This is a genomic window from Flavobacterium sp. OHVDL-2026-0007 (genome assembly GCF_059882335.1).
Window position 1 is genome coordinate 287,023 of sequence record NZ_CM187612.1, and the last position, 21,211, is coordinate 308,233.

Consider the following 21,211-nt stretch of genomic DNA (forward strand, 5'->3'; position numbering starts at 1 on the left):
GTAAACGCTGGTCATTTAATTTTATTTATGCAGCTTGTTATTCTTCAGAAATGCGAATGTCTTTGGCTACGGGTATGGTATCTACTGCTTTAAAATAATCAATCAGTACATTTCGAAGTTTATAATTCATATCAAATTTCTGCACGTTTTTTAAGAAAAAATTCATGCTGTCTCCGCCATTGGCTAAATAGTCATTGGTAGCTACATAATAAATTTTATTGGTATCTAGTGGTTTTCCTTGAATCAGTATGTTTTTAGCCGTATTGTCTTTGGCTATGGTGAAGGTCATTCCAGCTAAAGGATGTGGTTTTCTTTCTTTAATAATATAAGTCGTCATGGCTAAAATTTGCTCTCCTTTTAAAGCCAAAACCACTAAGTTGTTTTCAAAGGGCATAATTTCAAAAGCCGTTCTAGTGGTGACATCTCCTTTGGGTAATATGGCGCGTATCCCACCGTGATTTAGAAAGCACAAGTCAAGGACTTTATTCTCCCTTGTTTTAAAAACGAGATTCCCCCTTTCCAAACAGACATCAGCAAGTAAGTTTCCAATACTAGTTTGCCATTTGCCTGTACTTTTATCAAGCGTTTCAGGACTATAGGCTAAAACATTATCTAAGTCTTTATTGATGTGATCGCGATAAGGGGTAATAAAGTTTTCGATTTCAGGAGTTTGGGCTGCCTGTTGCGTTACTGGAATTTGCTTGGCTTCTATCTTGGTCAGTTGGTAATTTTTTTGACTACAGGACGCTATAAAAAAAAGTGTTAAGAATATAACAAAAAGTTTTAAAAATCCGTTATACTTTTTTAGTTTTACCATCTTAAATGCAACTTTAATAATTAATTTTGTAATCTGGTAAAAGTAATATGTTTTTAAATTATATAAAGGATTTTTTGATAAAAAAAAGATTGAAAAATAATTTACATAAGGTGAAAAACGAAGTCTTTACTGGCAAGGTGCAAACGGTTGGTTTACTGATTGATGAAAGAGATTTTCAGCAGTCCGAAGCCTTGGTAAAGGAATTGATTCTGCAAGGGATTAGTTTAGATAACCTTAAAATTGTGGTGTATAGCGATAAGTTTAAAGAGAAAGAGTCTTATTTAAGACCTACTTTTGGTAAAAAACAGCTCAATTGGCAAGGGGCACTAAGAGGTTCTCTTTTGACGGAGTTCGTCGCTATGGAATTGGATCTTTTGATCAGTTATTATAGTACCGAGAAGGCTATTCTGATGACTGTGACCAATGAATCAAAGGCTAAATTTAAAGCGGGATTTGCTTCGGTGGATATTCGCTTAAATCGGTGGGTGATCCATAGCGAGATAGAAAATTATAAACTATTCGTTTTTGAATTGTTTAAGTATTTAAAAAATATAAAATAAAATATAAGTAGAATATGCAATCATTAATAGGAACTGGTGTTGCGCTAGTAACGCCATTTAAAAAAGACTTTTCAATTGATATCGAAGCATTGCAACGTATCGTTAATTTTTCGATTGATGGAGGAGTTGAATACCTTGTCGTTATGGGGACAACAGCTGAAAATGCGACCTTGACTCAATCCGAAAAAGAATTGGTTATTCAGACAGTAATAGATACTAATAAAGGTAGATTGCCTTTGGTTCTAGGTGTTGGGGGTAACAATACGATGCAAGTAGTGGAAGAGTTAAAAACAAGAGATTTTGCTGCATTTGAAGCGATACTTTCTGTTTCTCCTTATTATAACAAGCCAACTCAGGAAGGTATTTATCAGCACTTTAAAGCGATTGCAGAAGCTTCTCCAGTACCGGTAATTTTGTATAATGTTCCAGGAAGAACATCAAGTAATATGTTGCCTTCTACAGTGATTCGTTTGGCGAATGATTTTAGTAATGTTGTGGCGATAAAGGAAGCTGCAGGTGATATGGCTCAAGCCTTACAATTACTTAAAAATGCACCAAAAGACTTTTTAGTGATTTCAGGAGATGATATGATTGCTTTACCTATCGTTTTGGCTGGTGGAGCAGGAGTAATTTCTGTAATTGGACAAGGTTTTCCTAAAGAATTTTCAGAAATGATCCGTTTAGGATTGAATAGAAAAGTAAATGAGGCTTTTAAAACGCAATACTTTTTATCGGATTGTATTGATATGATTTTTGAGCAAGGAAATCCTGCTGGAATCAAGCAAGTCTTTCAAGCCCTTGGTATTGCTGACAACACGGTACGTTTGCCATTGGTAGCTGTCGATGATTCATTAGCAGAAAGATTGAACGCCTTTGTTAAAAGCAGTATTAAATTAGAGTAAGATTGTCGGTATTTTATTATACCAAAAAATATTTTGTAGTAGCTAAATTAATAACTAAATTTGCCACCGGAACTTCGGTGTGATTTTGCTTTGGCATAATTTGTCTAAGGGATCATAATAAAAGTAAGAATATGAAAAAAATAATATCTCTGTTAATTGTTGTTGTCCTTTTTAGTGCTTGTAGTGATTACCAAAAGGTATTGAAAAATGAAGACGTTGCGGCAAAATTTGATATGGCCACAAAGATGTATGAAGCTGGGAAATATTCTAAAGCGATTCGTCTTTTTGAACAATTAGCACCGTCGTATAGAGGTAAACCTCAAGCTGAAAAGCTTTTTTATATGTTTTCCCAATCTTACTATAAGACAAAACAGTATTATTTAGCAGGATATCAATTTGAAAGTTTTGCTTCGGGTTATCCTCGTAGTGAAAAAGTGCAAGAGGCGGCTTTTTTAGGTGCATTTTGTTATTCAAAATTAGCTCCGGTATATAGTTTAGATCAAGGGGATACAATAAAAGCTTTAGAGAAATTACAAGCTTTTATTGATAATTATCCTAATTCAGAATATATTGCTCAAGCCAATGAGGTAGTGAAAGTTTTGAATGGTAAGTTAGAGAAAAAAGCCTTTGAAAATGCCAAAGGATACAATACGATTTCAGATTATAAATCGGCATTAGTAGCGTTTGATAATTTTATTGCTGATTTTCCAGGTACACCACTTAAAGAAGATGCATTGTTTTATAAATACGATTCGGCATACCAATTAGCGATTAACAGTATTCCATCAAAAATGGAAGAGCGTTTACAAGTGGCTAAAGTAGCGTACAGTAACTTATTGAAGTTTAATGGTGCTACGAAATACAAAGAAAAGGCAGACGAGATGAATGCTAGGGTTGAAACAGATTTACAAAAATTTACTAAATAAAATAAAGTCATGGATTTAAAAAAGACGAATGCTCCTGTAAATACAATAACTTATAATAAAACCGTTATTGAAGAGCCAACAGGGAATGTGTATGAGGCAATTACCATTATGGCTAAAAGAGCAAATCAAATCAATTCTGAAATTAAAAAGGAATTGACTGAGAAGTTAGAAGAGTTTGCTACTTACAATGACAGTCTTGAAGAAGTTTTTGAAAATAAAGAACAAATTGAAGTGTCTAAATTTTACGAAAAATTACCTAAGCCACACGCTTTAGCAGTTCAAGAATGGTTAGACGGTAAAACTTACCACAGAAGTTCAAACAAATAATATAGTATAATGTCAGTTTTAAACGGGAAGAAAATTTTACTGGGAGTTTCTGGTGGAATTGCAGCCTATAAAACAGCCTCATTAGTACGACTTTTTATAAAAGCAGGTGCACATGTCCAAGTGATCATGACACCTGCTTCTAAGGATTTTGTAACGCCACTTACCTTATCTACCTTATCTAAAAATCCAGTACACTCTAGTTTTTTTAATCAAGATGATCAAGATGCTGTATGGATAAATCATGTTGAATTAGCCCTGTGGGCTGATTTCATGTTGGTTGCACCAGCTACGGCCAATACCTTGTCTAAGATGGCTACTGGGAACTGTGACAATCTTTTAATAGCTACTTATTTATCGGCTAAATGTCCAGTTTATTTTGCGCCTGCAATGGATTTGGATATGTATAAACATCCGTCAACCCTAGCAAGTTTTACCGCTTTACATCAATTTGGGAATGTGATGATTCCTGCTGAAAATGGGGAGTTAGCCAGTGGTTTATCTGGTGAAGGTAGAATGGCAGAGCCGGAAAACATTATCGCTTTTCTTGAAGCTGATTTAGAAAGTAAATTACCCCTAAAGGGAAAAAAAATATTAATTACGGCGGGGCCAACCTATGAAGCCATAGATCCAGTGCGTTTTATCGGAAACCATTCCTCAGGGAAAATGGGATTTGATATTGCCAATGCAGCTGCAGATTTAGGGGCTACTGTAGTTTTGGTTTCAGGACCGACGCACTATAAAGTCAAAAACAAGAGCATTAAGGTAGTGGATGTCGTATCGGCTCAAGAAATGTATGATGCTTGTCATGTATATTTTGAGGGTGTTGATGTGGCTATTGCTGCAGCAGCTGTTGCGGATTATAAGCCTAAAATGGTTGCCGTGCAAAAAATAAAAAAAGCCGCGGATGCCTTTACGATCGAGCTTGAAAAAACGAAAGATATCTTATTGTCATTGGGTGCAATCAAAAAAACACAGTTTTTAATTGGATTTGCATTGGAAACGGAGAATGAAATTGAAAATGCGAAGTTGAAAATTCAGAAAAAAAACTTAGATTTGATTGTTTTAAATTCCTTACAAGACAAAGGTGCTGGTTTTAAAAAAGAAACCAATAAAGTGACTTTTATTGATAAAAATTTTAAAATTGAGCCGATGGAATTAAAATCAAAAGAATCTGTTGCAGTGGATATTTTAAACAAAGTGATTTTGCATTTTACAAAATCCTAAAACAGTATAATTTCCGCTTCTTGTTATTATCGTAATGCTGTTTGTGCTAAAACCTAATATGCTCTTTCGTATGAATAAAATAGTTACTTTTTTAGTATTTTTAATTTTTGGCTTTGCACAAGCACAACAGCTAAATTGTACCGTAACTATTAATACGGATCGACTTCCTAATCCGAATCAACAGGTTTTTAAAACACTTCAGACCTCATTGTCTGAATTTGTCAATAAAACAGATTGGACGGGATCGGTTTTAAAGCAAAACGAACGAATCAATTGTTCGATGTATATTACCTTGTCATCTCAGAGTTCGGATCAATTCTCAGGAACTATTCAAATACAATCCTCAAGATTAATTTTCAATTCAACGTATTCTTCGCCAGTGTTGAATTACAATGATAAAGATTTTAGTTTTAGGTATACAGAATATGAGCCTTTGTTGTTTAATCCGTCGGTCTTTGAGTCTAACCTAGTTTCTGTAGTGTCTTTTTATAGTTACTTAATTTTAGCTATGGATGCGGATACCTTTCAAATGGGAGCAGGGAATCCATTTTTAGAAACAGCTCAGAATATTGCCAATGTGGCGCAACAGGGTAGTTTTAAAGGATGGAGCCAGTCTGATGGGATTCAGAACCGTTATTATTTAATCAATGACATGATTTCGCCTACCTATACCGATTTAAGGCAAAGCAGCTGGATGTATCACAGTGCTATGGATGGAATGAGTCAAGATTTAAAGACGTCAAAAGAAAAGATTAAAACCGCTATACTTTTGGTTGGAAAATTAAATTCAGTCAAGCCCAATGCTTTTTTAACACGGGTATTTTTTGATGCAAAATCTGATGAAATAGTGTCTGTTTTCTCAGGAGGGCCAAGTGTTCCTGTAGCTGATTTAATAGATGTTTTAAATAAAGTATCGCCATTGAATTCTAGTAAATGGTCGCAAATTAAATTTTAGTTGAATTTTTTATAATACATTCTCGTTAACTTTTATATTACAAAATTTCCTTATGATTACTTCGCTGTCAATTAAAAACTATGCCCTGATTGAAAAACTCACTATTGATTTTTCAAAAGGTTTTTCTATAATTACAGGGGAAACAGGTGCTGGTAAGTCTATTATATTAGGCGCAATCGGACTGGTTTTGGGAAAGAGAGCGGATCTTAGTTCGCTAAAGAATAAAGAAGAAAAATGTGTGATCGAGGCGCATTTTGAAATTTCTAAATACAATTTAAAAGAGTTTTTCGAAACAAACGATCTGGACTACGAAGAGGATACAATTATAAGACGTGAGATTTTGCCTTCAGGTAAATCTCGGGCCTTTATAAACGATAGTCCGGTAAACCTTCAAGAGTTACAGGATTTGAGTTTGTTTCTGATTGATATCCATTCGCAACAACAAACACAGGAGTTGTCAGACGAGGGAGTACAATTTAAAATCATAGATGCCATTGCCAATAATGGGGAAACCATTTTGGCTTATCAAAAAGTATTAAAGGCTTATAAGGCGGAGAAATCCAAATGGAATGCTTTGCTCAAAAAGCAAAGTGATTCTGGAAAAGAGCAAGAATACAATACTTTTTTATTGAATGAATTGGTAGTAGCCAAATTAAAGGCAGGAGAGCAAGAAGAGTTGGAGGCTGATTTTGAGAAACTCAATAATGTAGAGGTGATCAAAGAATCGATCGATAAAGCATTAGCTATAGCCAATGAAGAGCAATTCGGGGTATTCCATAATCTCAATGAAATCAAAACCTCATTGCATAAAATTGCGGCATTTTCACCTGACTACCAAAGTATATTTGAACGAATAAGTAGTTTGGCTATTGAGTTCGATGATGTTTCGAAAGAATTGCAAAATGCTACGGAGAAATTATTAAATGATCCAGCGCAATTAGAATTAATCAGTCAAAAACTGCAATTGATTTATAATTTGCAAAAGAAACATCAGGTGGTTAGTGTTGGAGAGTTGATTGAAATTCAACTTAAATTAGAAAGTGCAGTTACGGAATTGGGTAATATTGAGGAAGAAATTGCAGTGCTGTCCAAATCAATTGAACAAAAAACACTGGAGCTAGATGCGTTCTCAGTGGATATACACCAAAATAGAGTAGAGGCGATTCCGGTATTGTCGAATCAATTGATTGCGATATTGGAGACCTTAGGGATGCCAAATGTTCGTTTTAAAATGGAATTAGTACCCTCTGAAACCTATTTTCAAAATGGTAAAGATGAATTGGTATTTTTGTTTTCTGCCAATAAGGGAACTGATTTTGGATTGTTAAAAAAGGTGGCTTCAGGAGGGGAGATGTCCCGTATTATGTTAGCTGTAAAAGCAATCTTAGCGCAGTACTCCAAACTGCCGACTTTGATTTTTGATGAAATTGATACAGGAGTATCTGGAGAGATCGCTATTAGAATGGGAGAGATCATGAAAGAAATGAGTGCTACCATGCAAATTTTTGCCATAACCCATTTACCGCAAATTGCGGCAAAAGGGGATTCTCATTTTAAAGTATTCAAATCTACTGTTGATGATCAGACGCAATCAGAATTGAAGCTTTTATCTCAGGAAGAAAGAATTATAGAAATTGCACAAATGTTATCTGGAGCAGTGGTTTCTGATTCCGCTTTAAATCATGCTAAAGCCTTGTTGAACTAAAGAAATACTTTATATTTGCCAACTCAAAAACGAATTAAACAAACGTAAATAAGTTAAGGATGCGCCTTGATTAGAGGTGAGCTAAATTAACGAATAAACAATAAAGATATGATTATAGAACCTAGAATGAGAGGATTTATTTGTTTGACATCACACCCAAAGGGATGCGAGCAAAATGTAAAAAATCAAATAGCATACGTACAATCAAAAGGGGCTATTGCTGGCGCTAAAAAAGTATTGGTTATTGGTGCTTCAACAGGTTTTGGATTAGCGTCAAGAATTACAAGTGCTTTTGGATCTGATGCAGCTACTATTGGAGTGTTTTTTGAAAAGCCACCAGTAGAAGGTAAAACGGCATCACCAGGATGGTACAATTCTGCTGCTTTTGAAACGGAAGCTCATAAAGCAGGTTTGTATGCAAAAAGTATCAATGGAGATGCTTTTTCAAATGAAGTAAAAAGACAAACACTAGATTTAATTAAAGCAGACTTAGGTCAGATTGATTTGGTGATCTATAGTTTAGCATCCCCAGTTCGTTTGCACCCAGTTACAGGTGTGTTGCACCGTTCGGTTTTGAAACCAATTGGACAAACTTTTACCAATAAAACAGTTGATTTTCATACTGGAAAAGTTTCTGATGTATCTATCGAGCCTTGTACTGATGAAGATATTGCCAATACCATTGCGGTAATGGGAGGTGAAGATTGGTCGATGTGGATGGATGCTTTGAAAAGTGAAAATTTATTAGCAGAAGGCGCTACAACAGTTGCTTATTCTTATATTGGACCATCACTTACAGAAGCGGTTTATCGTAAAGGAACAATTGGACGTGCAAAAGATGATTTGGAAGCTACTGCATTTTCAATTACAGAAAGCTTAAAAGCAATCGGAGGTCAAGCTTATGTTTCAGTTAACAAAGCCTTAGTTACACAAGCAAGTTCTGCTATTCCGGTTATTCCTTTATATATCTCTCTTTTGTATAAAATCATGAAAGAAGAAGGAATCCACGAAGGTTGTATCGAGCAAATTCAACGTTTGTTTCAAGATAGATTATACAATGGATCAACTGTTCCTACAGATGATAAAGGTAGAATCAGAATCGACGATTGGGAAATGCGTGAGGATGTTCAAGCAAAAGTAGCTCAACTATGGTTGGATGCAACTACTGAGACTTTGCCAGCTATTGGTGATTTAGCAGGATATAAAAATGATTTCTTGAATTTATTTGGATTTGAATTTGCTGGAGTAGACTACGCGGCAGAATCAAATGAAGTCGTTAATATTGAAAGTATCAAATAAGAGACTTATATAGCATTAAAAATGAAAACCATCAATCAAAAGTTGATGGTTTTTTTATGGATATACCTTATCTTTGTTAAAATTTTGAGTTTAAAAAAATTGCCACTTTAATACTGCATATCCCACTATGGTTTTTTCTTTAATTATACCCGTGTATAATCGTCCAGATGAAGTTGATGAACTTTTAGAAAGTTTGTCAAAATCTGATTATAATGAAGCTTTTGAAATTGTTCTTGTTGAAGATGGATCTTCCATTCCTTGTAAAGATGTCGTAATGACCTATCAAGGAAAATTGAATATTTCTTATTATTTTAAAGAAAATTCAGGTCCTGGAGATTCAAGAAATTTTGGTATGCAAAAAGCCAGAGGAGATTATTTTATCATTTTTGATTCTGATTGTATTATTCCGTCTCAGTATTTAACAGAGGTACGAAAAGCATTAAATGAAAATTATGTGGATTGTTTTGGAGGACCTGATAAAGCTTTGGATAGTTTTTCGGATGTTCAAAAAGCCATCAATTTCGCCATGACATCATTTTTGACCACAGGAGGGATTCGTGGAGGTTCTGAAAAAATCAATAAATTTCAGCCACGTAGTTTTAATATGGGAATTTCCAAAAAAGCTTTTGAGGCTTCAAAAGGATTTGGAAATATTCATCCAGGTGAGGATCCTGATTTGTCGATTCGTTTGTGGAATTTAGGATTTGAAACGCGATTGTTTACCGAAGCTTATGTGTATCACAAACGCAGAATTGATTGGGAGAAATTTTCTATCCAGGTCAATAAATTTGGAAAAGCTAGACCGATACTAAATAGTTGGTATCCGGAACACAATAAATTAACGTTTTTCTTTCCTACGGCTTTCATACTTGGATTGGTATTGGCTTTTGTGTTATTAATATTCAATATTGATCTGTTTTTACAATTATATGTCGTATATTTCATAGTAATATTTCTTACAGCAAGTATTCAGAATAAAAGCCTTAAAATAGGCTATCTCTCTGTAATTGCCGTTTGGAAACAATTTTATGGTTATGGAACTGGTTTCTTAGAATCATTTATAAAAATTATTCTATTAAAGAAAAAACCGCAAGAGGCTTTTCCAGGAATGTTTTTTAAATTATAGTATGACAAAAGTTATTGGTTTAACAGGGGGGATAGGTAGTGGAAAAACAACCATTGCGAACTATTTCAAGGAAATGGGCGTTCCTGTTTACATCGCAGATGACCAAGCTAAGAATGTCATGCAGTCAGACGATATTGTAAATGCAATCAAAACGGTTTTTGGAACCCATCTTTTTGAAAATGATATTTTAAACAGAGCCAAATTAGCGGAGATTGTTTTTAATGATGCTGACCAATTAAGTAAGTTAAATGCCATTGTACACCCAGCCGTAAAAAAAGACTTTGAGGTATGGTTGTCAAAGAATACAAATTACCCCTATGTGATTTATGAAGCGGCCATTTTGTTTGAAAGTGGTCGATATAAAGAATGTGATGTTATTATAACCGTTACTGCCCCTGAAGAAATTAGAATTGAGAGAGTCTTAAAGCGTGATCATACTACACGTGAGCAAGTTTTAAGCCGTATGCAAATGCAATGGAAAGACGAAGATCGTATTTCTAGAAGCAATTTTGTAATTAATAACACAAATCTTAAAATCGCTAAAGAAGAAACTGTTAAAATTCTTAAAATTTTAAATATAAAACAAAATCAGTCTTAAATGTTAATATTTGGTTAATGTATTATTTAGTATATTGTTAAAATATTAATTTTGTTTCGATGAATAAATTATTTTTTAGAATACTTGTTTTACTGATGAGTTTATCCCTAATTGGGATTATTCTTGTTCAGGTGTTTTGGTTCAACTCCTCGTTTAAGAACAATGATGAACAGTTTAAATACCACGTTACCCAAGTTATAGGGAATGTTGCTGATAAGCTGGAAAAATTGGAAGAGTATAGTTACTATGCAGACTACAATCGTCTTAAGGAGAGTACAGGAAAGACGCCTAAAAAAGAAGATTTGTTAGAGGTTTATTATGTTCAAAGAAATTCAAAAACGAAACAAACCATAATATATAGTAATACGCTGTCTTCTGAAGATTATGGGATAAATAATTTATTGTTTAATAAGAAGTTTTCTAATGACAGGTTTAAAAGTTTTAATTCTAAAAGAGTAACTGAAGTTTACAATAATAATAATCTAATTGATCAAAGTTCATTAAATCAAACGGTTATTCCTGATTTGAAAATTGAAAAGTCTGGAAGTTTGGATATTTTGAGTAAGGTTCAGAGAGAAATTTCGGTTAAAGACTATGCAGATGCATTGCCTATAGACGAAAGAATTTCTAAAGAAAAGCTTCAAAGTTTATTAAAAAAAGAGCTTGCGGAATATGGTGTGAATACCAAGTTTGAATTTGGAGTGCTCAATAATGGATTGGCCACGAAGATCAAATCAGAAAGCTTTCATTATGATAAAGATGCTAGTTATCATGTGCCCATTTATACTGATAACGAAGGGAATAGCAAATATGAGTTATATGTTACTTTTCCTCACAAGAAGAAATTTTTATTGTCTGAATTATTGAGTATTACAATTTTATCAATAGTTTTTACATTAATTATAATAGTTGCCTATACAAGTGCGTTAAATCAATTATTACGTCAAAAGCATATTTCTGAAATTAAAACGGATTTTATTAATAATATGACGCATGAGTTTAAGACTCCTATTGCGACCATAAATTTAGCACTAGATGCCATTAAGAATCCGAAGATTATTGAAGACAAGGAAAAGGTCTTTCGATATCTGCAAATGATTCGGGACGAGAATAAAAGAATGCACGCTCAGGTTGAAAATGTACTTCGAATCTCTAAACTAGAAAAAAGGGAACTCGATATAAGTAAGGAACCAACTGCTATTCATGATATCATTGAGGACGCAATTGAGCATGTAAATTTAATTTTAGAAGACAAGCAGGGAACAGTGGTGAAACATTTAAATGCTTCTAGAACAACTTGTTTGCTTAATGAAGTGCATTTCACTAATGTGTTGGTTAATATTTTAGAAAATGCAATAAAATATTCACCGAATACTCCTGAGATTGAAATTTTTACAGAGAATGTGAAAGACATGATTTTGATAAAAGTAAAGGATAATGGAGTAGGAATGAGTAAGATAGCTCAGAAACGAGTTTTTGAGAAATTTTATAGAGAGCATACAGGAGATTTACATAACGTAAAAGGACATGGTTTAGGTCTTGCTTATGTAAAGAGAATAGTAGAGGATCACAATGGTCAAGTATATGTTGAAAGCGAAAAAGGAAAAGGTAGCACCTTTATAATAAAAATACCATTAATAAATTAAAATATGGAAAATAATAACAAAAGAATACTTTTAGTAGAAGATGACCTTAATTTTGGGGCAGTTCTTAAAGATTATCTAATGTTAAATGACTTTGAAGTTACTTTAGCTAAAAACGGTATGGAAGGTTTTGAGAAATTCAAGAAAGATGTATATGATTTATGTATTCTTGACGTAATGATGCCTTATAAAGATGGTTACACTTTAGCCAAAGAAATTAGAGAAAAGAACAGCGAAGTGCCTATTATATTCTTAACTGCAAAATCGATGAAAGAGGATGTGTTAAAAGGATATAAAGCAGGTGCTGATGATTATTTGAATAAACCTTTTGATTCAGAAGTATTGTTGATGAAAATCAAAGCAATTATTCAAAGAAAATCGGCTGATACAAAAGCAGAACAAGTTCAATTTGAATTCAATATTGGTAAATTCCATTTGAATTCTAAATTGAGATTCTTAACTTTTGAAAATGATGAGCCAATAAAATTGTCTCCAAAAGAAAATGAATTGCTTAAAATGTTGATTCTTCATGAGAATGATTTAATGCCAAGAGAATTAGCATTAACAAAAATCTGGAGAGATGATAACTACTTCACATCAAGAAGTATGGACGTTTACATCGCTAAACTTAGAAAATATCTAAAAGCAGATGAAGATGTTGAAATTTTAAACATCCATGGTGAAGGTTTCAGATTAGTTGTGAAAAGCAAAGTATCGGAATAACCCATCCATTTCAATAAAATATAAGCCCTGAGAGATCAGGGCTTTTTTTGTGGCTGAGTATTTTTGGCGGTCATAGGGGTGTAGGAAATAAAAACATTTGGCAAAGGGTAAGGGGGAATATAGTATTTAGTCTTTTTCTTCTAATTAGTTGTTGTCAAGAGATCTTGCCGTGGAATGTGAGGTTAGTTTATTCGATACTGTATGTTTTGGCCCTTTTAAGGCTAAGTTTTTGATTTTCGGAAATAGGTATTCAGTCAAACATTATTGAGGTTATTTTTAAGTTAGACTTCTAGTTGTTGCACTAGATACTTAAGAGTACTTAGCTGTTGATTTTATTTTAGCCTTTTGTATTTTTAATGGCACTTTTATACTCAAAACAGAAGTGCTTTTTCCAAATGTGTTTTTAATATTTGTACTAGATCTTCCGATGGGAATATTGGGAACCTGATTAAAGAAGGTGCGATAGCGATTTTTTTTCAAAAAAAAGCAAGAGTTATGTGGTCATAATAGAGGATCCTTTATGGTTTTTTTTGTTGGATTTTGAATCAATACAGGAGTGAAGTAGGAATTTTTGTAGGTTTTTTAAAATTATTTTTAAAAGAAAATAGTGTAAAATCTAAGTCGTTTTAAGGTAAAACTAATGGCGAAAAGGGAGTGTTTGATATTCGACCGATTTGTGATAAGTTAGTTGTAATTTTATTCTAAATCAGAGAGATAGGATTTGTTTAGATGGGGAAGGAGTAAAGAGAATCCCTTTGGGAGGAAGGCCTAAGAGAGGGAAGGATAGCGAGCGAAAGTATTTAAAGAATTATTTTTTTTAAAAAAATATTCGCAAGAATTTTAAAAAAGTATTTCAAATGTCAAAATTAATTGTACTTTTGCAACCGCAATAACAAAGCAGGCCCGTTCGTCTATCGGTTAGGACGCATGGTTTTCATCCATGTAAGAGCGGTTCGATTCCGCTACGGGCTACAGAGATTAAAACAAAAAAAAATGAGCACAAAGTTGCTCATTTTTTTTGTTTTAATATTTCCCCTCGGTATTGGATCAGTTGCAAAAATTGGGAATGAGAGCTCAAAAAGAGCTTTGATTCAGATTCTCTCTAAACATCTTTCTCAAAGTACAAATGAATGTAAATTGCCACGCCAAAACTTGTTGAAGTGGAGGATGTAAATTTGTACCCCTTTGACGTATATTCATCTAATTTTTCCTGAATTTCTTTTTTTGAATCTTTGGCAATGTGTGCTGAATCTAAGGTTAATTTTGAGTAGTACATTAGGCACTCTACTTTGTAATCCTTCATAATAGTTGATTGTTTAGTGTTTTTGGTTCAAATGATGGCTAACACAGAACGATGTGTTGATCTTGATGTTATGGTAGCTCTTTAGAGCTAAAGTACAAAAGGGTAAAGAATTACACAACAGAACTTTTGTAATTCTTTCTTTATTTTGTCAGAGTAAAGCCATTTTTTAACTTCGTTTTCTAGATTGTTTTTTTGTTACGTTTTTTTTTCTTCTGTCCATTATAGGGAATTGAATCCTCTAGTGTTATTATTTTTTAAAGCTGACTTTCTACTTTCGATAGTTATGTTATTACTATCTATGCTTAGAGGCATTGTCGTCACTATACTAATTTAAATAATTGTAGCGGTGATGAATGGAAAGTTCCTCGATATTATTGGTCTCTATGCTAAAAACGACGAGGGTGTGGAACTGGAGGATAGGGGAGAAAGTAACTTCATTTAAAATTATAGTTTCAAGATTATCCTAAAGCTTTCAGAAATGAGGGCTTTTTTATTGGTTTTATCTGATAAATGATTAGGAAAATAGTTAAACTAACTCTATTTTCGTGTTCTTTAAAAATACAAAGAAATTTTCTTTAAAAGAAAAACTTTTACTAGGGAGCACTGTTTGTCCTAAAAATGGCTCCCTGCCAGCTAAATGTAAGCGTATAATGAGAAGGAATTTCATGAGGTTATGGTAGCTTTTAACTAAATCGATTAAGTGATAGGTGGTATAACTTTTAAAGATTGGAGATCAAGTGTATACTTTGAAAATAAAATTAAACGGAATATAAATATAATGATAACAAAAACAATGGAAGGTAAAAGGACTGAACTACAGCAGAGGGACGGGCTAACCGTTTTAAGGAACGTGAAAAAAGTGAAATTGGCAATCATTGCCTTGTTATTAACTGTAAATGTCTTTGCGCAGTTACCTGCTGAACTGCTAAATCCAGAAATTGTTTCCTTGAACAGAATGCCAATGCGCAATACGGCTTTTAGTTTTGAAAATAAGGAAAAAGCCAAGCAATACGATAGAGAAAAATCGACTAACTTTTTCTCATTAAATGGTAGTTGGAAATTCAATTGGGTGCAAGATCCTAACCAGCGTCCTCAGAATTTTTTCGAACTTAGTTATGATGATACCAAGTGGACCAATTTTCGCATACCAGCTAGTTGGGAAGTGAATGGGTATGGTTTACCTATTTATGTTAACCAACCCTATGATTTTGCGGGCCATAATTTACGTTATGAAAAGATGAATCCACCTTTTGATATTCCAGTGAATAATAATCCTGTAGGTTCGTATCGTAAAAAAATTAATTTGCCTGCGAATTGGAAAGGGAAGCAGGTTTTTATTCATGTGGGGAATGCTAAATCCTGTCTGTTTGTTTGGGTAAACGGAAAAAAAGTAGGATACAGTGAAGACAGTAAAATGGCTGCCGAGTTTGATATTACCAATTTTGTGAAACCAGGAGAGAATTTAATTGCTTTTCAAGTATATCGTTGGAGTGATGCTAGTTATTTGGAGTGTCAAGACATGTTCCGTTTTTCTGGAATTGAAAGAGATGTTTTTTTATATGCCACTGAAAAGTTGAATATTCGTGATACTAAAATTATCAGCACACTAGACAATTCCTATACTAATGGATTACTGAGCATCAATGCAGAAATTGATAGTTATAAAAGAGAAAAAGGGCTATACAGTAAAAAAGACAGCATAACGGTTGAAGTGAGCTTGGAAGATGCTAAAGGAAATATAGTATATCAAGATAAAACAAAGGATTTTAAAACCGTATTAGGAAAATATAAAACCAATGTAGCGTTTGAAGGAGTTATAAAAAATGTTCAAAAATGGACAGCTGAAACGCCTTATTTGTATCGTTTGTATCTTACTTTAAAAGATGCTAAGGGAGCAGTATTGGAAGTGGTGCCACTTCGTATTGGTTTCAAAAAGATCGAAATTAAGGGAACTGACTTTTTAGTCAATGGTAAAAGAGTTTACATAAAAGGAGTTAACCGCCATGAACATCATCCAACAAATGGGCATACGCTTAGTAAAGAGGATATGCGCAAAGATATGGAGATGATGAAGAAGCTTAATGTCAATGCAGTTCGTCATTCGCATTATCCACCAGATCCTTATTGGATGGAGCTTTGTGATGAATACGGTTTGTATGTGGTAGATGAAGCCAATATTGAATCACATGGTCTGGGGTATGATTTAGATGTTACCTTGGCTAATAATCCACTTTGGAAAGAATCGCATTTGCAACGTATACAGCGTATGTATGAAAGAGATAAAAATCATGCAAGTGTGGTGACCTGGTCTTTAGGAAATGAAGCAGGTGATGGTACTAATTTTTATGCTGCTTACGATTGGTTGAGACAACAAACGACTTTGCCTATTCAATATGAAAGGGATATCAATTACGAAAAACCAAATGAAACGCATTATTCAGAGATTTTTTGCCCGCAATATATGACTCCAGATGAGTTGTTACGCTACTCAAAAAGTGATGCAAAATTACCGAATATCCAAAGTGAATATGCTCATATTATGGGGAATAGCTTAGGGAATTTTCAAGACTATTGGGATGTGGTAGAAAACAATCCTAAATTACAGGGAGGATTTATTTGGGAATGGATAGATCAATCTATTGATACCCTTAAGAATGGTAAGCGCATTAAAGCGTACGGTGGTGATTTCCCATTGGAAGGACCAGTTGATGAAAATTTAAGTGATAATGACTTCTGTGTTAAAGGAGTGGTTACGGCCTACAGAGAGATAACACCAATGGCTTTGGAGGTGAAAAAAGTACACCAAAACATTAAAACAAAATTCATTGGAGACAACAGCATCTCGATTAAGAACGCTTTTTTCTTTAAGAATTTGGATAATGTAATGTTGCGTTGGGTACTTATGGAAAATGGAATTGCCAAAGAAAAGGGAAGTATTACTACTATTTCATTGGAGCCACAAGAGCAGAAAGACTTCAAATTGGCAATCAAAACGGTTCAGAAAGCCGATAAAGAGTACCAATTGAATGTTTATTATGCACTAAAAACCGAAGAACCATTCTTGCCTAAAGGTTATGAAATTGCAGAAGAGCAATTGGTATTGAAAACATTGCCTTCTACTGTTTTTACACCAAGTTCAAAAAAGGCGCTACAAGTGAAAGAAACCAAAGAGCAGTGTGTGATTACAGGAGATAAATTTGAAGTAACATTTGATTTGAAAAAAGGAACTTTATCAGGTTATAGTGTCAAAGGGGAGCAATTTATAGAACAAGGGCCTAAACCTTCTTTTTGGAGAGCGCCCACAGATAATGACATTGGTGCTGGGTTTAATACCAAGTTAAGAAAATGGAGAGATGCCTATGATAATGGTACTGAAATGCAAGCGGCAGTTTCAAAGAATACGGACGGTTCGGTTCAAGTAAAATTCACTACTAAATTGGTGGAGGGCGAAGCCTCACATCAACAAGTATTCACTCTATACGGTGATGGAAATATCAAAGTAGATAATGAGTTTACAGCCATCACGGGGAAAAACAGCTTGTTGTTAAGGGCCGGAAATGATTTGGTGATCAATAAAAATTTCAATACCATCAATTGGTATGGTCGTGGTCCAGGGGAGAACTATTGGGACAGAAAGACCAATACGTTTATTGGTCAATTTAAACAATCAGTAGATGAACAGTATTTTCCTTATGCCAGACCGCAAGAAAGTGGAAACAAAACAGAAGTACGATGGGTAACTTTTGCTAATGCAAAGGGTAGAAAAATACAATTTGCCTTTATAGACAATTTATTGAGTTTTTCAGCCTTGCCTTATAATTTGGATGATTTAGATCCAGAAGCGCAAAAGAAACAATACCACAGTGGGGAATTGAACAAAAGAAATGAAATTTATTTGCATATGGATTTACAACAAACAGGAATGCAAGGAATGGACAGTTGGGGAGCTATGCCGCTAGAAAAATATAGAATTCCTTTTAAAAATTACAGTTACAGCTATTGGATGAAATGTGAGTAATTCATTTTGTAAATCTAAAATAGTGTACGTAAAGACAGTACAAACCAAGATAGAGTAAAGAGTCATAGAGACAATTGTTAATACAGGGGATTTTGAGAAAGATACTTTTTAATAAAAAGAATCCATTTCAAAGTCCTCAAAATAAAACCAATATTTTAAAAATGAAGAATATTTTTTTATTAGTTGTCCTTTTGGTAGGATTAACTTCAGAGGCACAAAATAAAGTCTCAACCAAAGGACAAAGTCCTGTGCTAGTTAGTTTTGCTAGCAGTAATGCTCGTTTTGCAAAAGAGGTAAAGCCAACGATTTCACCAGTTAGTACTTGGGCAACTACAGCCTGGAAAGGTGAAAAAGTGCATACGCAAATATTGGTTTGGGTGGATAAAGATTTGGCTAAATTAACGGTAAGTACCACTGATCTTAAAGCCAAAGATGGAAAGCAGATTGCTAAAACCAATGTGAAAACAGGTTTTGTACATTATGTGATTACAGATGAATTTGGTGGTGGTTGCGGTCACCGTAAACCAGAAAATTTTAAATCTTCATTAGTGGCTGATCCTATTGATTTAACTTCTAGCGTTGCTGTGAAGAAGAATGAACTACAGCCAATTTGGGTGAGCATAAGTGTTCCTGCTAATACCGTAGCTGGGCAATACAAAGGAACAATTACGATTAATGCTGAGAAAAAACACACTTTAGCTTTCTCTGTAAATGTGCTCGAGCACGTTCTACCGACTGCTGATAAATGGAAATTTGATTTGGATCTTTGGCAACATCCTGCTGCTATTGCTAGAGTGCATAAGGTAGATTTATGGAGTGCTGAACATTTCGAAAAAATGCGCCCGTATTACACCATGTTGGCCAGTGCAGGTCAAAAATGTATTACAGCCAGTATTATGAACGAACCATGGGGACATCAAACCTATGATGATTTTCCAAGTCTTATAAAATGGGTTAAGAAAAAAGATGGTAGCTGGGAATATGATTACAAACTGTTTGATCAATATGTTTCTTTCGTAATGAGTTGCGGAATTACTAAGCGTATCAATTGTTATAGTATGGTGCCGTGGAAATTATCTTTTCAGTATTATGATGAGACCCTTGCTAAAAACATGGAAATGGAAGCTAAAATTGGTTCGGACGAGTACAATGCATACTGGTCATCCATGTTAAAAGATTTTACGAAACATCTAAAGGAGAAAGGCTGGTTTGGTATCAGTACTATTGCGATGGATGAGAGACCGATGAAAGACATGCAATCGGTTATCAAACTATTAAAAGGTATTGATCCAGATTGGAAAATTGCCTTAGCTGGAAATTACCATCCAGAAATTGAAAAAGACATTTATGACTATTGTGTGGCCTCTAAATTTGAATTTGAGCCAGAAACGTTGAAAGCACGTATTGCCGCAGGAAAACCAAGTACTTGGTATACCTGTTGTGAAGAAAATTATCCGAATGGTTTTACTTTTTCTCCTCCTGCTGAACATGTATGGATGGGCTGGTATGCTGCTGCAAAAGGATTCACAGGTTATTTACGTTGGGCTTATAATAGTTGGCCTCAAAACCCAATGACGGACAGTCGTTTTACGGCTTGGCCAGCAGGGGATACGTATCAGGTGTATCCAGGTCCAATGACATCTATTCGATTTGAAAAGTTAATAGAGGGTATACAGGATTTTGAAAAAATACACTTACTACAGGAAGGTTTTAAGCAATCTGGAAATCAAGCCAAGTTAGAAGAACTCAATAAAATGTTAAGCACTTTTGACTTGAAAGCATTAAAAGATACGCCTTCAGAAAAAATAATTGATCAGGCCAAAGCAAAGTTCAATCGCTTCTAAATTGAAGCTTTGGCTCGGCTTTTTGTGATAGGTAATGGAGATAAATACCAATGCTTTTTACGAGTCAATAGAATATGTTTTCACAATTACAATTTGCTTTTAATATGGGCCTTTAGTAAATACCTACTAAAGGCCTATTTTTTTAGACGCTTTTGATTAAAGATAGTATAGCGCTATATTGGGACTTTGTTTTTGAAAATATTCTTAAAAAGTCGAGGTTAGGACAATGCAATTTTAAAAGCTATAAAAAGTTTTAGATTAGCTACTCATAAAGATCAATCATTTACTATTTCAGTGGATGAAAATTGTAATCGATATTGTGTAGGGGAGACTCCCATTTGTGAATTAAATAGCCGCGAGAAATAGTAAGGATCTTCAATACCAGAAAGCTCCGAAATTTCTTTGATCCGTAAATTTGTAAATTGAAGATTTTGACAGGCAATCTGTATTTTGAGATGATTTACATATTCTATTGGAGTATAGCCCGTCTTATTTTTGAATAGCATAGAGAAATGTGATAAAGATAAGTTGGCTTGACTGCTGATCATTTCCAATGTCAGACGATGTTGAATGTTTTCGCTGATATAGGCTATGGCTTTTTCTACGGGATCAGACTGTTGTTGCATCAGGCTTGCGCCAAAACGTTCGTCATAAAGGAAGGAACCTAAAATTTGCCATAATAAAATAGAGGCATAACCTGTGGTTGATTTTCCATAACCGAGTTGTAGGTTCTGATATAATTCATCAAAAAGGTTATTTCGTACATCACTGATGTAGATCATATTGTTCCCTGTGATTAATTTCTCATACAAACTACGGGCTAGATGAAAGCCACCTTCTCCTTTGAAATGGATCCAATAAATAGTCCATGGATCATCCTTATCGGCAGAGTAGGTGTGAGCCATTCCTAAGGGTACTATCAAGAATTGGTTAGGCATGATGGTATAGACTTTATCCTCAATTTTGCACCAGCCTTGTCCGGCGATACAATAAATCAGTATATTTTCCAGTGAACCTTGTTTTCTTTGTCGATAATGATTAGTCGCATGAGGATAGAATCCAATGTCGGTAGCATATAAAAATCCATTGATTGGATTAGAGGAGAGACGATCGATCACTAAATTAGGGAGTACAATGCTCTTTTGACCAGTAAATCCCTCCTTTTTTCGGACTGAAGTTTCCTTTCTTTTCATTTTTGCTTAAATCAGATAATTGTCCAGCAATATAGTGAGTTTTTCCAT

17 protein-coding genes and 1 tRNA gene are annotated in these 21,211 nt (G+C 34.2%); 15 read left to right on the plus strand and 3 right to left on the minus strand.

All coding sequences use genetic code 11. The annotated features are described in order from the left end of the window. Positions 1-37: 37 nt before the first annotated feature. Positions 38-817, minus strand: coding sequence for a 5'-nucleotidase C-terminal domain-containing protein (locus AC51AA_RS01240; RefSeq protein WP_500703929.1), 780 nt, complete (start codon positions 815-817; stop codon positions 38-40). Between the two features lie 47 nt (positions 818-864). Here AC51AA_RS01240 and AC51AA_RS01245 point away from each other — a divergent pair, with 47 nt between their 5' ends. From AC51AA_RS01245 to AC51AA_RS01305, 13 genes are all read left to right on the plus strand, one after another. After that, the gene (locus AC51AA_RS01245) at positions 865-1,377 is read left to right on the plus strand and encodes a DUF6913 domain-containing protein (RefSeq protein WP_500703930.1); all 513 of its coding nucleotides are present in this window, start codon (positions 865-867) and stop codon (positions 1,375-1,377) included. A gap of 14 nt (positions 1,378-1,391) precedes the next feature. Continuing rightward, positions 1,392-2,279 (plus strand): 4-hydroxy-tetrahydrodipicolinate synthase, encoded by an 888-nt coding sequence (dapA, locus tag AC51AA_RS01250; protein WP_500703931.1) that lies wholly within the window; start codon positions 1,392-1,394, stop codon positions 2,277-2,279. Positions 2,280-2,410: 131 nt separating this feature from the next. Continuing rightward, positions 2,411-3,205 (plus strand): outer membrane protein assembly factor BamD, encoded by a 795-nt coding sequence (locus AC51AA_RS01255; RefSeq protein WP_500703932.1) that lies wholly within the window; start codon positions 2,411-2,413, stop codon positions 3,203-3,205. Between the two features lie 9 nt (positions 3,206-3,214). Continuing rightward, positions 3,215-3,532: a DNA-directed RNA polymerase subunit omega gene (locus tag AC51AA_RS01260; RefSeq protein WP_008463064.1), complete on the plus strand. Its 318-nt coding sequence runs from the start codon at positions 3,215-3,217 to the stop codon at positions 3,530-3,532. Between the two features lie 9 nt (positions 3,533-3,541). Continuing rightward, a complete protein-coding gene (gene coaBC, locus AC51AA_RS01265; RefSeq protein WP_500703933.1) occupies positions 3,542-4,756 on the plus strand; it encodes a bifunctional phosphopantothenoylcysteine decarboxylase/phosphopantothenate--cysteine ligase CoaBC in 1,215 nt (404 codons plus the stop codon). Positions 4,757-4,826: 70 nt separating this feature from the next. Beyond that, positions 4,827-5,711 carry a type IX secretion system protein PorD gene (gene porD / locus AC51AA_RS01270; RefSeq protein WP_500703934.1) on the plus strand — a complete coding sequence of 295 codons (885 nt, stop codon included), beginning with the start codon at positions 4,827-4,829 and terminating at the stop codon, positions 5,709-5,711. Between the two features lie 52 nt (positions 5,712-5,763). Beyond that, positions 5,764-7,416, plus strand: coding sequence for a DNA repair protein RecN (gene recN / locus AC51AA_RS01275; protein WP_500703935.1), 1,653 nt, complete (start codon positions 5,764-5,766; stop codon positions 7,414-7,416). Between the two features lie 108 nt (positions 7,417-7,524). Then, positions 7,525-8,715 carry an enoyl-ACP reductase FabV gene (gene fabV, locus AC51AA_RS01280; protein WP_500703936.1) on the plus strand — a complete coding sequence of 397 codons (1,191 nt, stop codon included), beginning with the start codon at positions 7,525-7,527 and terminating at the stop codon, positions 8,713-8,715. Between the two features lie 127 nt (positions 8,716-8,842). Then, positions 8,843-9,841, plus strand: a complete 999-nt coding sequence (locus AC51AA_RS01285; protein WP_500703937.1) for a glycosyltransferase family 2 protein — start codon at positions 8,843-8,845, stop codon at positions 9,839-9,841. A 1-nt stretch (position 9,842) separates the two neighbouring features. Then, positions 9,843-10,439 carry a dephospho-CoA kinase gene (gene coaE / locus AC51AA_RS01290; RefSeq protein ID WP_500703938.1) on the plus strand — a complete coding sequence of 199 codons (597 nt, stop codon included), beginning with the start codon at positions 9,843-9,845 and terminating at the stop codon, positions 10,437-10,439. Positions 10,440-10,498: 59 nt separating this feature from the next. Next, positions 10,499-12,085 carry a sensor histidine kinase gene (locus tag AC51AA_RS01295; RefSeq protein ID WP_500703939.1) on the plus strand — a complete coding sequence of 529 codons (1,587 nt, stop codon included), beginning with the start codon at positions 10,499-10,501 and terminating at the stop codon, positions 12,083-12,085. Between the two features lie 3 nt (positions 12,086-12,088). Further along, positions 12,089-12,805: a response regulator transcription factor gene (locus tag AC51AA_RS01300; protein WP_428229234.1), complete on the plus strand. Its 717-nt coding sequence runs from the start codon at positions 12,089-12,091 to the stop codon at positions 12,803-12,805. A 900-nt stretch (positions 12,806-13,705) separates the two neighbouring features. Further along, positions 13,706-13,777: transfer RNA gene (locus AC51AA_RS01305), tRNA-Glu, on the plus strand. Positions 13,778-13,907: 130 nt separating this feature from the next. Here the strand turns inward: AC51AA_RS01305 and AC51AA_RS01310 are convergent. Beyond that, a complete protein-coding gene (locus tag AC51AA_RS01310) occupies positions 13,908-14,108 on the minus strand; it encodes a DUF4177 domain-containing protein (RefSeq protein WP_500703940.1) in 201 nt (66 codons plus the stop codon). 778 nt (positions 14,109-14,886) lie between these two features. Here AC51AA_RS01310 and AC51AA_RS01315 point away from each other — a divergent pair. Together AC51AA_RS01315 and AC51AA_RS01320 are read left to right on the plus strand one after the other, a co-directional pair. Beyond that, positions 14,887-18,126, plus strand: a complete 3,240-nt coding sequence (locus AC51AA_RS01315; RefSeq protein ID WP_500703941.1) for a glycoside hydrolase family 2 TIM barrel-domain containing protein — start codon at positions 14,887-14,889, stop codon at positions 18,124-18,126. 161 nt (positions 18,127-18,287) lie between these two features. Beyond that, the gene (locus AC51AA_RS01320; protein ID WP_500703942.1) at positions 18,288-19,970 is read left to right on the plus strand and encodes a DUF4091 domain-containing protein; all 1,683 of its coding nucleotides are present in this window, start codon (positions 18,288-18,290) and stop codon (positions 19,968-19,970) included. Positions 19,971-20,245: 275 nt separating this feature from the next. On the opposite strand, the gene AC51AA_RS01325 is transcribed toward AC51AA_RS01320, so the two are convergent. Beyond that, positions 20,246-21,163: an AraC family transcriptional regulator gene (locus tag AC51AA_RS01325; protein WP_500703943.1), complete on the minus strand. Its 918-nt coding sequence runs from the start codon at positions 21,161-21,163 to the stop codon at positions 20,246-20,248. Positions 21,164-21,211 lie beyond the last annotated feature (48 nt).